This is a genomic window from Bacillus siamensis KCTC 13613 (assembly GCF_000262045.1).
Classification (GTDB): domain Bacteria; phylum Bacillota; class Bacilli; order Bacillales; family Bacillaceae; genus Bacillus; species Bacillus siamensis.
Map to the genome: position 1 here is coordinate 287,353 of NZ_AJVF01000039.1, position 13,581 is coordinate 300,933.

General features: G+C 44.3%; 13 protein-coding genes. 9 read left to right on the forward strand and 4 right to left on the reverse strand.

What is annotated here, in order from left to right:
* Positions 1-182: 182 nt before the first annotated feature.
* The 3 genes from pruA (at position 183) to Y79_RS0110080 (ending at position 4,926) form a co-directional block, all read left to right on the forward strand.
* Positions 183-1,730, forward strand: a complete 1,548-nt coding sequence (gene pruA, locus Y79_RS0110070; protein WP_016937559.1) for an L-glutamate gamma-semialdehyde dehydrogenase — start codon at positions 183-185, stop codon at positions 1,728-1,730.
* Between the two features lie 70 nt (positions 1,731-1,800).
* Positions 1,801-3,483 carry a M20 family metallopeptidase gene (locus Y79_RS0110075; RefSeq protein ID WP_016937560.1) on the forward strand — a complete coding sequence of 561 codons (1,683 nt, stop codon included), beginning with the start codon at positions 1,801-1,803 and terminating at the stop codon, positions 3,481-3,483.
* Between the two features lie 24 nt (positions 3,484-3,507).
* Positions 3,508-4,926, forward strand: a complete 1,419-nt coding sequence (locus tag Y79_RS0110080; protein WP_016937561.1) for an amino acid permease — start codon at positions 3,508-3,510, stop codon at positions 4,924-4,926.
* A gap of 32 nt (positions 4,927-4,958) precedes the next feature.
* On the opposite strand, the gene Y79_RS0110085 is transcribed toward Y79_RS0110080, so the two are convergent.
* On the reverse strand, positions 4,959-6,161 hold the full coding sequence (locus tag Y79_RS0110085) for a multidrug effflux MFS transporter (protein WP_016937562.1): 1,203 nt from the start codon (positions 6,159-6,161) through the stop codon (positions 4,959-4,961).
* A gap of 219 nt (positions 6,162-6,380) precedes the next feature.
* Between Y79_RS0110085 and Y79_RS0110090 the strand changes: the two genes are divergently transcribed.
* The gene (locus Y79_RS0110090; RefSeq protein WP_016937563.1) at positions 6,381-7,619 is read left to right on the forward strand and encodes an MFS transporter; all 1,239 of its coding nucleotides are present in this window, start codon (positions 6,381-6,383) and stop codon (positions 7,617-7,619) included.
* 43 nt (positions 7,620-7,662) lie between these two features.
* On the opposite strand, the gene bacG is transcribed toward Y79_RS0110090, so the two are convergent.
* Positions 7,663-8,442 carry an NADPH-dependent reductase BacG gene (gene bacG, locus Y79_RS0110095; RefSeq protein WP_016937564.1) on the reverse strand — a complete coding sequence of 260 codons (780 nt, stop codon included), beginning with the start codon at positions 8,440-8,442 and terminating at the stop codon, positions 7,663-7,665.
* Positions 8,443-8,850: 408 nt separating this feature from the next.
* Here bacG and Y79_RS0110100 point away from each other — a divergent pair, with 408 nt between their 5' ends.
* From Y79_RS0110100 to Y79_RS0110110, 4 genes are all read left to right on the forward strand, one after another.
* Complete coding sequence (locus tag Y79_RS0110100) at positions 8,851-9,261, forward strand: thioredoxin family protein (RefSeq protein ID WP_016937565.1); 411 nt, start codon at positions 8,851-8,853, stop codon at positions 9,259-9,261.
* Positions 9,185-9,652: a MauE/DoxX family redox-associated membrane protein gene (locus Y79_RS1000000121970; RefSeq protein WP_081484457.1), complete on the forward strand. Its 468-nt coding sequence runs from the start codon at positions 9,185-9,187 to the stop codon at positions 9,650-9,652. Before Y79_RS0110100 ends, Y79_RS1000000121970 begins: the two co-directional genes overlap by 77 nt.
* Positions 9,653-9,724: 72 nt before the next feature.
* Complete coding sequence (locus Y79_RS0110105; RefSeq protein WP_016937566.1) at positions 9,725-10,483, forward strand: hypothetical protein; 759 nt, start codon at positions 9,725-9,727, stop codon at positions 10,481-10,483.
* A gap of 151 nt (positions 10,484-10,634) precedes the next feature.
* Complete coding sequence (locus Y79_RS0110110; RefSeq protein WP_016937567.1) at positions 10,635-10,829, forward strand: response regulator transcription factor; 195 nt, start codon at positions 10,635-10,637, stop codon at positions 10,827-10,829.
* Between the two features lie 393 nt (positions 10,830-11,222).
* Here Y79_RS0110110 and Y79_RS0110120 read toward each other — a convergent pair whose 3' ends face one another.
* Positions 11,223-11,420, reverse strand: coding sequence for a helix-turn-helix transcriptional regulator (locus Y79_RS0110120; RefSeq protein WP_016937569.1), 198 nt, complete (start codon positions 11,418-11,420; stop codon positions 11,223-11,225).
* A gap of 149 nt (positions 11,421-11,569) precedes the next feature.
* Positions 11,570-12,334 (reverse strand): hydrogen peroxide-dependent heme synthase, encoded by a 765-nt coding sequence (hemQ, locus tag Y79_RS0110125; RefSeq protein ID WP_016937570.1) that lies wholly within the window; start codon positions 12,332-12,334, stop codon positions 11,570-11,572.
* Positions 12,335-12,590: 256 nt separating this feature from the next.
* On the opposite strand from hemQ, the gene pta reads away from it, so the two are divergent.
* Positions 12,591-13,562: a phosphate acetyltransferase gene (pta, locus tag Y79_RS0110130; RefSeq protein ID WP_016937571.1), complete on the forward strand. Its 972-nt coding sequence runs from the start codon at positions 12,591-12,593 to the stop codon at positions 13,560-13,562.
* Positions 13,563-13,581 lie beyond the last annotated feature (19 nt).

Sequence of the window (13,581 nt, forward strand, 5' to 3'; positions counted from 1 at the left end):
GGTGATCTGCAAAAATATTTTACGTCTTTTATATAGGAGATCGCAAAATTTCTTTGCATTACTGAATGCAGCCGACAGATTCAGACAAGCTTCGTCTGCTTTCGGCTAATTGTTATGCTGGTATGCTTCTTGCATCTTCATAAAGCGTGAGCACACATTACAAAATACAGGGAGGAATTCTAATGACAGTTTCATACGCACACGAACCATTTACAAATTTTCAGGAAGAGACAAATAAACAATCGTTTCAAAAAGCGCTTGCTTATGTGAATTCACAGCTCGGCAAGCATTATCCGCTTATCATCAACGGTGAAGTGATTGAGACGGATAAAAAGATCATTTCCGTCAATCCGGCAGATAAAAAAGAAATAATCGGCTCTGTATCGGCGGCCGGAAAAGAACATGCGGAAAAGGCCATGCAGGCTGCGCTGCAGACATTTCAAACATGGAAAAAAGTACGGCCGGAACACCGTGCGAATGTGCTGTTTAAAGCGGCGGCGATCATCCGCAGAAGAAAGCATGAATTCTCCGCGTATCTAGTGAAAGAAGCCGGAAAACCGTGGAAGGAAGCGGATGCGGATACGGCGGAAGCGATCGACTTTTTAGAGTATTATGCCCGTCAGATGCTGAAGCTGAAAGACGGTTCCCCTGTAAAGAGCCGTGACGGAGAATATAATCAGTATCATTATGAGCCGCTTGGGGTGGGGATCGTCATTTCTCCATTCAACTTCCCGCTTGCGATCATGGCCGGAACGGCGGCAGCAGCCATCGTAACAGGCAATACGATACTGCTGAAACCGGCGGATGCGGCGCCTGTCGTGGCGGCGAAATTCGTTGAAGTGATGAAGGAAGCGGGCCTGCCGGACGGCGTGCTCCAATTCATACCGGGCGACGGAGGAGAAATCGGCGACTACCTGGTTGAGCATCCGAAAACGAGATTTGTGTCGTTTACAGGCTCCCGCGCGGTCGGATGCCGCATTTATGAACGAGCCGCAAAAGTGCAGCCGGGCCAAAAATGGCTGAAACGGGTCATCGCCGAAATGGGCGGAAAAGATACGGTGCTTGTAGACAGAGATGCTGATCTTGATCTTGCCGCTTCCTCAATTGTGTATTCCGCCTTCGGATTTTCAGGCCAAAAATGTTCAGCCGGTTCCCGTGCGGTGATTCATCAGGACGTCTATGATGAAGTTGTCGAAAAAGCCGTCGCTTTAACGAAGTCACTCACTGTCGGAAGTCCGGAAGATTTTGATACATACATGGGGCCTGTCATCCATGAAGCGTCTTATAATAAAGTCATGAAGTATATCGAAATCGGCAAAACAGAAGGAAAGCTTCTGACGGGAGGCGAAGGTGATGATTCGAAAGGATATTTTATTCAGCCGACCATTTTTGCGGATGTTGATGAAAACGCCCGCCTGATGCAGGAGGAAATTTTCGGGCCGGTCGTCGCGATCTCAAAAGCCCGGGATTTCGACCATATGCTTGAGATCGCCAATAATACGGATTACGGACTGACAGGTGCACTGTTATCGAAAACCCGCGCGCACATTGAACGCGCCCGTGAAGATTTTCACGTCGGAAATCTATACTTCAACCGCGGCTGTACCGGAGCGATTGTCGGATACCAGCCGTTCGGCGGCTTCAATATGTCAGGAACGGATTCAAAAGCCGGGGGACCTGACTATCTGATTCTTCATATGCAGGCGAAAACAACGTCTGAAGCCTATTAATCTTTCGGAAATAGCGCGATGAAAAAAGAGTCGCGCTATTTTCTCTATATGAGGGTAAGGGGGATGGAACATGTATCAGCAGCTCAGCAAGATGCTTCCGGAGGAGAAAATAGAAGCCATTACGAAATCACTGGTGGCGTTAAACAGCATCAACGGCACATTGGGAGAAGGAAAAAAAGCCGACTATATCAAAGATATGATCAAGAGCTTTCCCTACTTTCAGGAAAACCCGTCACATGTGTGGGAGCAGGCGATTCCTGAGGACCCTTACGGCCGCAAGAATATCTTCGCGTTTATTGAAGGAAACGGTGACAGCCTGAATATGGTCATTTATCACGCTCATCTTGATACGGTCGGCATAGAAGACTTCGGCCCTTTAAAAGAGATCGCTTTTGATTCCGATCGTCTCGCGGAATATTTCTCAAGCTATGAATTTGATCGGGACGTGCAGCGGGACGCCCGCTCAGGCGAGTGGATGTTCGGAAGGGGTTCTGTTGATATGCAGAGCGGTATTGCCGTTCATCTCACCAATCTGCTTCACTTTTCTGAACGGTGCGATCAGCTGCCGGGCCATATTCTGTTCATGGCAAACCCGGATGAAGAAAGCCAGCACTCCGGCATTTTAACGAGCATTTCTGAATTAAAACGGCTGAAACAAGAAAAGCAGCTTCGATATTTAGCAGCGATTAATAACGACTTCATCACCCCGCTGTATGAAGGTGACACGACAAGGTACATCTATACGGGCGCGGCAGGGAAGCTTTTGCCTTGCTTTGCGATTTACGGGCGGGAGGTGCATGTCGGTGATACGCTGTCCGGCATCGATCCGAATTTGATCGCCTCAGAAATCACCAGAAGAATCCACAACAATATTCATATGGCGGAAAACATTGAAGGGGAGCTTGTGCTGCCGCCGACCTGCCTCTACCAGCGTGACAACAAGGAAGCGTATAACGTGCAGACCGCCGTCAGCAGCCATGTCTATTTTAATTACTTTATTTACGAAAAAACCGCCAAAGAAGTCATGGATCAGCTGACTGCCGTGGCTGAGGAAGCCTGTAAAGAGACAGAACAAAAATTATCTGATTATTATGACGAATACTGTGAGAGAACGAGCCTCCCGAAAAAAGACATCACATGGAACGTTCAAGTGTACAGTCTGGAAGATTACTTGAAAAGGCTGAGAAGCCGCGGCATCGACCCTGCGCAGTGTATAGAGCAGGCATTTAAAACATATGAACATCTTGAACTGCGGATGAGATGCTTTAAAGCCGTCGAGGAACTGCAAAAACTGGATCCTGAGCAGGGCGCCAAGGTTATTATTTTTTATGCGCCGCCTTACCTTCCGCACAATTATCTGAAGAAAGAGAGCACGCGGGACCGGCTTTTGCAGCATGTCATTCAAGAAGCCGTTGATAAAACAGCGGCGTCAACGGGGGAAACATTCATCTTTAAAAAGTTTTTCCCTTATTTAGCGGACGGAAGCTTTTTATCGCTGCATGAAACAGACGCGGAGGTCGCCGCCTTTACCGATAATTTTCCGGGTTGGGATGTCATCGGGACGATTCCTTTTAAAGAAATAAGGGAATTAAATATTCCGTCAGTCAATATGGGGGTATACGGCAAGGATGGCCATAAATGGACGGAACGGGTGTATAAACCGTACACATTCCATGTTCTGCCGAAACTCATTCAGCAGACGACGCTGCACCTTTTGCACAGCTATCGATTAGACATACGCACAAACGGCTGACATAACGGAATAAGGGGGATGTATATGCAGGGAGATACCAATCAAAATGAATTGCAGCGTACGATGAAGGGCCGGCATTTGTTTATGATCGCACTCGGCGGCGTGATCGGGACGGGGCTGTTTCTGGGCTCCGGTTTTACGATTAGTGAAGCGGGACCAATCGGCGCGATATTGGCTTATGTGATCGGCGGATTTTTAATGTATCTGGTGATGCTTTGTTTGGGGGAGCTTGCAGTCGCCATGCCGGTCGCAGGATCATTTCAGGCGTATGCGGCAAAGTTTCTCGGGCCGTCTACTGGTTTTACGATCGGGTGGATGTACGCATTCAGCTGGGCCAATACAGTGGGGCTTGAGCTGACGTCGGCGGGGATTTTAATGCAGCGGTGGTTTCCGGCCGTTCCGATTTGGGTGTGGTGCCTTGTATTCGGTGTCGTCATTTTCTCCATTAATGCGCTGTCGGCACGAAGTTTTGCGGAAATGGAATTTTGGTTTTCCAGCGTCAAGGTTATGGCTATTGTATTATTTATTATTCTCGGCTGCGCTGCCGTATTCGGCTTTGTCGGTTTTAACGGCGGGCAGACAGCGCCGTATCTGTCAAACTTTACGACGGACAAAGGGCTTTTCCCGAACGGGGCTCAGGCCGTGCTGTTTACGCTTGTCATGGTGAATTTTTCATTCCAAGGAACCGAACTGGTCGGAATCGCCTCGGGAGAAAGCGAAAATCCGGAAAAGACGCTTCCCCGCTCAATCCGAAACGTCATATGGCGCACGCTGTTTTTCTTCGTGCTGGCGATGTTTGTTCTCGTGTCCATTTTGCCGTACCAAACGGCAGGGGTCATCGAAAGCCCGTTTGTGGCTGTGCTGGATAAAATCGGTGTTCCGTACGCGGCTGACATCATGAACTTTGTCATTCTGACCGCCATGCTGTCGGTGGCGAACTCCGGGCTGTACGCTTCGTCCAGAATGATGTGGTCTCTATCAAAAAGTAAAATGGGCCCCGCTTCCTTAACAAAACTGACGAAAAAAGGCGTGCCTCTGAAAGCACTGTCCATCACCATCGCCATCTCAGGTTTATCCCTGCTGACAAGTGTAGTCGCGGCTGAAACGGTGTATGTGTGGCTCATTTCCATCTCGGGTATGATTACCGTCGTCGCGTGGATGTCAATCTGCGCTTCACAATTCGTTTTCCGGAGACGCTTTCTGGCTGAAGGAGGAAATCTGAAAGACCTGGCATTTAAAACGCCTCTTTATCCGATCGTGCCGATTCTCGGATTTTCAGTTTACGGTCTTATCTTAATCAGTCTCATCTTTATTCCGGACCAGCGTATCGGCCTGTACTGCGGCATCCCGCTGATGATCATCTGTTACGCGTATTACCACTTCGGTATCAAAAAACGCCTGAAACGTGAGCCGGCTTCTTCGGAAAAAGGCGCAGCAGGATAAGAAAAAAAGCCCTCCGTAAAAAGCGGCGGGCTTTACTTTGTTTTTCGTTTTGCCGACAGCACGTAGGAAAGAACGGCAAAGAGCTGAAAACCGAAAATGCTGACAGCCATCGGCCAGGCGTTTTCTTCTCCGGCAATACCGACCAGGGGAGCGGCAAGCGCACCGCCAATAAAGGGCAGGAGTCCGAGAAGAGCCGCTGCGCTTCCCGCGCCTTTCTCCTGTTTCTGCATAGCCAAAGAAAACCCTGTCGTCGTGACGATCCCGACAGAAGAAACAATAATAAATAAAGAAATGCAGACCGCCGTCAGACTCAAACCGAAAGCAAGCGATAAAAGCAAAGCGATGCTCCCGATGACGGCAATGACCAATCCGGAGACAAACAGCTTCCGTTCATCATGTGTTTTGGCCATCCGTCCCGTCATTTGGGTGGCGCATATGATTCCCGCGCCGTTTACGGCAAACAGCAGGCTGAACATTTGCGCCGATACGCCGTAGATGTTTTGCAGCACAAACGGCGACCCGGCAATATATGCGAACATGCCGGTCATCACAAATGCCTGGCTGAGCGCAAATCCCATAAACATCCTGTCATCGAGCAGGCCGCGAAACGTCATCAGCGTCTCCCTGAGTCCGCCGTTTGTCCGCCTTTCCGGCGGGAGTGATTCAGGCAATGCCGTAAGCACGGCTGCAAAAATAATACAGCCGATCACCGCCAGCACGATAAATACGATTTTCCAGCCGGCAAACTGAAGGATAAATCCCCCTGTAATCGGCGCTAAAATCGGCGCCGCCCCATTGACGAGCATCAGCAATGAGAAAAAAGCCGTCAATTCTTTTCCGGAATACATATCGCGCGCGGAAGCCCGTGCGATGACAATGCCGGCCGCTCCTGTGAATCCTTGAATAAACCTCATGACAATTAAAAACGAAACAGAAGGGCTGAAGGCGCATAATAAAGATGCCAGCGTATAAAGCAGCAATGACAGAATCAGCGGTTTCCGGCGCCCGATCATATCACTGAGCGGTCCGACAACGATCTGGCCGACCGCCAGCCCCAAAAGACAAAACGTCAGGCTCAGCTGCGCAAGGGACGCTGTCGTATGGAGATCGGCCGCCACTTCAGGCAAAGCGGGCAGATACATATCGAGCGAAAGCGGCCCGAATGAAGCGAGCGTCCCGAGAATCAATACCATGCCGAAGCTTGCGCGGGCGGCCTTTGAACCAGCATTATTCATTTCATGACCCACCTTAACGAATGATTCTATCACTATAGCATAACCGGAAGGTATATTTTATATCATTTATCGAATATAAAATAAATGGATTATTTAAAATCTGAATGCAAATAAAAAAACAGAATTTTTTTTCGAATGAAATGTAAAATGGAAAATAAGGATGCTAAACTATGAAATAACAAATGTTAAAAAGTTTTACGGAGGAAGTGTTCAAAGAGCATGAACAGCAAACAAATCGATCACATCGAAATGAAACGCCGATTTCCGCTCTGTCTCGCGCTTGCTTTGACATTAGGCGTATTTGCCGCGGGTTCTGAAGAGCTGGTGATTTCCCCGCTGCTTCCGGATTTAGCACGGGCTTTCAGCTCGGATGTCAGTGTGCTGGCGCTTTCCATCAGTATTTACGGAGTGATGATTTTTATCGGCGCGCCGCTTCTGGTTCCTCTGGGAGATAAATATTCCCGGGAACTCAGCTTGATGGCAGGGCTGCTTATATTTACGGCCGGCACGGTGATCTGCGCGCTGGCGCACAATCTCTTTTTCTTCTTTCTGGGCAGAGCGCTTTCCGGACTTGCGGCGGGGGCGTTTGTTCCGACAGCATATGCAGTCGTCGGCGACCGTGTGCCTTATGCGTACCGCGGCAAGGTGATGGGACTGATCGTTTCAAGCTGGTCGCTCGCTTTGATTTTCGGCGTCCCCATCGGTTCTTTTATCGGCGGTGTTTTGAATTGGCGGTGGACATTTTGGATTTTCGCCCTGATGTCTGTTCTCGTTGCTTCGCTCATTTTCATTGAGGCGCGCCGCAGCACGGCAGACGGGAACAAAACAGAAGAGGAAAGCGTACGGCAGGCAGGCACCTTCAGGGATGCGCTGAAGGTGCCCCGCGTCCCTGTATACCTCACGATCACCTTCTGCAACATGATCGGTTTTTACGGCATGTATTCCTTTCTCGGCACATATCTTCACCGCGTGCTGCCGGGGGGAAATACAGCTTCCGGGCTGCTGATCATGGTGTACGGAATCGGTTTTTCCATGAGCGTGTTCACGGGGAAAATCGCAGACAAGGCGGGGAAAATGCGCTCTTTGATCGCGGCATTGGCCGTGATCAGCATATGGCTTGCCTGCCTCGCCTATGCGCCGTCATCAATGCCGATTTTGGTCATCGGGTTATTCATCTGGGGCTTGATGCAAAGCCTGACGGTGACCTTGCTCAGCACCATTTTAAGCGATTGCTCACATAGCCGCCGCGGCAAAATCATGGCATTTTACAGTCTGGCGTCCAATTTGGCCGTGACCTTGGGCTCGGCTGTCATGGGTCCGGTCTATGTCGGATACGGATATGCAGCTGTCGGGTTTATCTGTGCGGCCGTCACCCTCATCGGCTTTGTCCTCAGCGTTTTTGCTTACAGAAGATATGGCAGTTATGAGCATAAGGCCGACCAATCATTGTATCGGTAAATAAAGTTTATAAAAAACACCCCGCTGACAGCGGGATGTTTTTTTATATGCTTTTCATGCTTCCGCCGTCGGCCGACACTTGCTGTCCCGTAATATAAGAAGCTTCTTCCGAGGCGAGAAAGGCAGCCAGCGCCGCGGTTTCTTCGGCGGTTCCGACACGCTTCATCGGAACGTCCGAGGCAATCCGTGCTTCCGCTTCCGCTTCGGAAATTCCGTTTTTCTTCATCATGTTCTGCACAAATTTTTGATAACGATCCGTGGCGATAAATCCGGGATTCAGACAGTTGACAGTGATGTGAAAAGGCGCAAGCTGAGTGGCGATATTTTTGCTGGCATTAATTAAAGCGGCGTTCATCATGCTGTTGGTGAACATGTCGGCGCCGGGTTCTTTCCATAGGTTTCCGACGATATTAATGATTCTGCCGGATTCGTGCTGCTTCATGATCGCTGCGGCCGTTTTCATAGAGTCGATATAGGCGATTGTTTTATTCGTAAAAGTATTGGTCATATTCTCTATATCACAGTTTTCAAAGGTATCCGGCGCACCGCCGGGAATGTTGTTGATCAATACATCAAGCCGTCCGCATTTTGATCTGATGTCCTCAAAAATGCCGGTTCTCGTCTTCTGATCCGACATATCCCCGGCCAGAACGGTGACGCCCGCGTCCGGATGCTTAGCGAGGATCTCCTCTTTTACCGATTCAATATTTTTGGGAACCCGTGAATTAATGACGGTATGAAAGCCATTGTCCGCCAGTTTCAAAGCAATCGCTTTGCCGATCCCCTGACTGGCGCCCATAATAAATGCAGTTCGTTTTGACAACTGTCTGCACCCCTTTACAAAATGGAATCTCCTTAACATCGTAAAAAAAATAATAAAAACAGCAAATCTTATTTAAATTCTGACAAATAAAAAAACCCGCCGGACAGGCGGGTGGGTGTTACACGTATTGAGGAGTTTAGAACAGAATATATCGATAAATTATATTAAGGGGATTGCAGTTTTAATAAATGAACAAGATTTAGAATAATGCTGTTATTTTAAAATAATAAGCGAATTTAACCATAGTTGAAACTAAAATTTCAATAATCAGTATGGTGTCATTTTTTAAATTAAATGAAAAATAGTTAAAAATACCCTTTTTCTGAAAAAGTCCTTGCTTTAATATATAAAATATTCAAAAAATAAACCAGTGAAGAGAATGAAGAATTAAAAAGGAGGTTAGTTTTAATGAAAAAAAAGGAGCGAATAATTATTATAATATCAGTCTTCATAATATTTTGTTCATTGATAGCAGTTGCATCAAATATCTATCAAAAAAAAGATAATTTATATGCTGGGCAGGCTACTACAAATGAAGTGAGAAATGCAATAAAAAATCAAAATCGTGTATTTGTATACTATTATCAAGTAAATTGTCTTCATTGTAAAAGAGTTTCACCATATCTTATTCCGATGGGAGAGAAAATAAACGGAAAATTCCTTATATTAAATATCGAAGGTGATCAAAAATCTTGGGAAAGTTATAAGATAAATCAAACACCGACATTAGTCGTTTATAAAAATGGAAGGGAAACAAATAGAATTGAAGGAGAACAGACTAAGAATAGATATAAAAACTTTTTTAATTCGGAAAGTTGAGCACGTATCCATAGCAATCATATCAATAATAATGCTATATTCTGGTTTTATGAAATTATTTGATGTATATAGTTTTATATTTTCGCTACAATATTATCAATACATACCCGAATCAATGTATCTAATAGTAGGATTTGCAGTCCCTATCATTGAAATAATGATTGCGTTTTTGATCTGGGTGAAAAGATTTCGATATTTTTTTGTTATATTTTATAAACTGTTAATCACGATATTTCTCATTCTTCTAATGGCTAATTTCGGTAGATATTTTCCGTATGGTTGTGGTTGTTTTGGTAATGGAAATGCAGAAACAATTGGTTATTTAACGATTTTCAGAGAGGTTTTGTTTTTGATTCCAAGTTCTTTGTACTTAATCTTAAGGAAATATTGAATATATAAATATTTTCGGTTAACCGCAAGTTTTTTATATTATTATTACAAAAAAAGGAAAGGGAGAGATCGTATGATTAAAAAAATTTGGGATTCAAAGCACTACCTATTGTTGACTTTATCAATTTTATTGGCAATTTCGTGTATATTACCTAATTTTGCATCAGCGGATTATGAGCCAGGAGATGAAAAATTAAGTAGAGCATCCAAATCTGAAACATTAAAAATTGATGACTGGATTAAAGATTGGGGAAAAAAAGATGAAAAACTGGCATTGATGAGGAAATATAACAAAAATATAGAGTTTGATAACAGCAAAAGACATATGATGAAAGTTGAGAATTATGGAACTAAAACGCTTTATTATGCTTATTATCCTTTAAAAGGAGAAAACGTCGAAAAAGATAGCAATTTTATCGTTATACTAAATGAAAATGGTAAGATTATAGAAGACTACTCTTTATTTGGTGTAAAAGAGAAATCAGGGAAAGTTGCTTCAAAGGTGATTAAAAATAAAAAACTCATTTATAATGCTGAAATTAATAAATCTGGAGAAGTTGAATCAGGTTATGTTATTAAAGACAATGGTGAAAAAGTTGATTTAACAAACAGCATGTCTTCTCAAGGATTTAAGCAATGGTGGAACTGTTTTAATTCTTGTTTGTCAGGACAAGGAGTTGCTTCGTGGGCAATTGCTGCATTAGCCACATTATGTGGTGTTGCTTGTGCTAGCACTGCTGGTGCTGGCTGCTATGCTTGTCTCCTGGCCGCTGATGTGGCCACTGGTTCTGTAATAGGAGTTTGTTATGGACGATGTAAAAGTAAATTCTGAATTTGTAAAATTAGCAGGGGATTGCCCTGCTAATTTTTTATAAAAATCAAGTAAATATTGGGCTCAGTAATTCGTTTTTATATTATAAATATAAGGAGCCAAGGTATGGTAGCATGTTTCCAAAGATTTTGTTTTAAAGGAGTTTTCAAAGATGAACAATATAACGAAAACAGAGAGTGAAATCATTGAACTAATAGCTAAAGAAAAATCAAATATAGAAATAGCTGAACAATTAGGTTATTCTCAAAGAGCTATTGAATATCATATAGCAAAAATACGCAAAAAGTTAAATGTACGAACTCGAGTTGGAATTATAGTAAAAGCTTTCAAAAAAGAATTAATTTAATTTACTGTATTTATTGTTAATATTTCTTATTTAGAATGAGTATTGATATAAATGCTGTACTTATAACTAACGAGGAAAATAAGAGTAAAATCTGCTCTTTGTCTAAGTTGATTAAATTAAAATAATAAATTGTCAAGAAGATGAAAAGATAAATTAAGGTCAGCATAAAAGTACAAGCTAAGCTCTTTTGTATAATAAACTTTCCTCGTTCATCTCTTTTTAATGGTAAGGATGGGGAGATAGCCCAAAGAACATAGCTTATAATTGAAAGAGTTAACGTAGAAAAAGTGATTGAGGGTAGTTTTGTTTGTGTAAAGATTGATAGTATGATGAAAGCTCCTGAGACGATAATAAAAAAAACAAATGATATTAAAAAAAAGTTTCTCTTCATTTCTATTCCTCCTCTAACAAAAATATATTCTCTACACTTTCTCTGAAAATCTTTGCTATTTTCAAAGCTAAAGGCAGCGAGGGATTATATTTCCCATTCTCAATTGAAATGATCGTTTGTCTGGACACTTTTAATTTCAAGGCTAAAGTTTCTTGTGAATAAGAATGTCTTTGTCTCATTTCTTTTAACCGATTTTTCACTCATATTTCACCTCATTTCGATGCAACAATTGCCTGGAGTGTAAAGTTTATTTGACGTTAAGTATACTTTACGTCAATTCCAATATTTTGTCAATGTTTTTCTTTTTTATGAAAAAGCCTGATTTTTAAAATCAGGCTTTAACAACTTATTACACGTGCAAAAACTTCGGAAGCGTGTCGAGAGACAATCGGTTTCCGACAAAGAATGAGCCGAATTCGCCGTAGCGCGCGCTGACCTCGTCAAAACGCATTTCATACACAAGCTTTTTGAACTGAAGCACATCATCACTGAAAAGCGTGACGCCCCATTCATAATCGTCAAAACCGACAGATCCCGTGATAATCTGTTTGACTTTGCCTGCATAGCTCCGTCCGATTAAGCCGTGGCTTCTCATCAGGTTTCTGCGTTCATCCATAGAAAGCATGTACCAGTTGTCATTTCCGCTTCTTCTCTTATCCATCGGGTAGAAGCAGACATATTTCGCTTCCGGCAGCTCAGGATACAGGCGGGCGCGGACATGCGGATTTTCATACGGATCGCCTTCTCCGCTTGCCAGATAGTTGCTCAGCTCAACCACGGACACGTAAGAATAAGCCGGGATTGTAAATTCAGCAAGCTTTGATTTATTAAATTCAAGCTCGATTTCGTTCAGCTCTTCCATTGTCGGGCGAAGAATCATCAGCATAAAATCAGCTTTCTGTCCGACGATGCTGTAGATGGTTTGCGAGCCTTTGCCTTCTTTTTGGGCGACGCCCCATTTTTCAAGCAGTCCCGTAAATTCGTGTATAATCGACAGGCGCTCATCGCTGGATAACTGCTTCCATGACGTCCAGTCCATTGTGCGGAAATCGTGAAGCGCATACCAGCCGTCAAGCGTTTGTGCGGCCTCGTTCGTTTTTTGCTGCTCACTCATGTATCTTCACTCCTATATCTTTTCATTGATGCCTTCACTATATCACAGTTTAACCGTTTCGGCTGTGGAGAAACCTTGAATAATCCCACCCCTTGTATCAGAAACTAAGCCGTAAACTACCCGTCAGTTAAATTAGTTAGAAAAATAAGATTTCTTATTGAAAGCGCTATAATAGAAGTTGGTTATTTGAATTTAGCTGGAAGAAGAGTATGCTGTAAAAGTAAGCGTTTTTTGTCAACATAGAGGAGGGTATATCGTGGCAGATTTATTTACAAAAGTACAAGAAAAAGTAGCAGGAAAAGATGTGAAAATCGTATTTCCTGAGGGGTTGGACGAACGTATCCTGGTTGCGGTCAACAATTTGGCGGGCAACAAGGTATTAAAGCCGATCGTAGTCGGCAATAAAGAAGACATTCAAGCAAAAGCGAAAGAATTAAATCTTACACTTGACGGCGTTGACATTTTTGACCCGCATACATATGAAGGCATGGAAGAACTCGTTCAGGCTTTCGTAGAACGCCGTAAAGGCAAAGCGACGGAAGAACAGGCCCGCAAAGCTTTGTTAGACGAAAACTATTTCGGCACGATGCTTGTGTACAAAGGTCTCGCGGACGGACTTGTCAGCGGAGCTGCACATTCTACTGCTGATACGGTGCGCCCTGCACTGCAAATCATCAAAACAAAAGAAGGCGTGAAAAAAACATCAGGCGTCTTCATCATGGCCCGCGGTGACGAGCAATATGTGTTCGCTGATTGCGCGATCAACATTGCCCCTGACAGCCAGGACCTTGCCGAAATCGCCATTGAAAGCGCCAATACGGCTCAAATGTTTGACATTGACCCGCGTGTTGCCATGCTCAGCTTCTCTACAAAAGGATCGGCAAAATCTGATGAGACGGAAAAAGTGGCAGAAGCGGTGAAAATCGCGAAGGAAAAAGCGCCTGAGCTTACGCTTGACGGCGAATTCCAATTTGACGCTGCATTTGTGCCGTCTGTTGCGGAGAAGAAAGCGCCGGACTCCGACATTAAAGGAGACGCGAATGTATTTGTATTCCCAAGCCTTGAAGCAGGAAACATCGGCTACAAAATCGCTCAGCGTTTAGGCGGCTTTGAAGCGGTCGGACCGATTCTGCAAGGATTAAATATGCCTGTAAACGATCTTTCCAGAGGATGTAATGCGGAAGACGTCTACAATCTTGCGTTAATTACGGCTGCTCAAGCGCTGTAATCCGAAAAAAGCCGGCCTT

Bases quoted from the DNA above. Each gene is read 5' to 3' on its own strand.
- pruA (WP_016937559.1), top strand. From the start codon at position 183: ATGACAGTTTCATACGCACACGAACCATTTACAAATTTTCAGGAAGAG.
- Y79_RS0110075 (WP_016937560.1), top strand. From the start codon at position 1,801: ATGTATCAGCAGCTCAGCAAGATGCTTCCGGAGGAGAAAATAGAAGCC.
- Y79_RS0110080 (WP_016937561.1), top strand. From the start codon at position 3,508: ATGCAGGGAGATACCAATCAAAATGAATTGCAGCGTACGATGAAGGGC.
- Y79_RS0110085 (WP_016937562.1), bottom strand. From the start codon at position 6,161: ATGAATAATGCTGGTTCAAAGGCCGCCCGCGCAAGCTTCGGCATGGTA.
- Y79_RS0110090 (WP_016937563.1), top strand. From the start codon at position 6,381: ATGAACAGCAAACAAATCGATCACATCGAAATGAAACGCCGATTTCCG.
- Y79_RS0110100 (WP_016937565.1), top strand. From the start codon at position 8,851: ATGAAAAAAAAGGAGCGAATAATTATTATAATATCAGTCTTCATAATA.
- Y79_RS1000000121970 (WP_081484457.1), top strand. From the start codon at position 9,185: ATGGAAGGGAAACAAATAGAATTGAAGGAGAACAGACTAAGAATAGAT.
- Y79_RS0110105 (WP_016937566.1), top strand. From the start codon at position 9,725: ATGATTAAAAAAATTTGGGATTCAAAGCACTACCTATTGTTGACTTTA.
- Y79_RS0110110 (WP_016937567.1), top strand. From the start codon at position 10,635: ATGAACAATATAACGAAAACAGAGAGTGAAATCATTGAACTAATAGCT.
- hemQ (WP_016937570.1), bottom strand. From the start codon at position 12,334: ATGAGTGAGCAGCAAAAAACGAACGAGGCCGCACAAACGCTTGACGGC.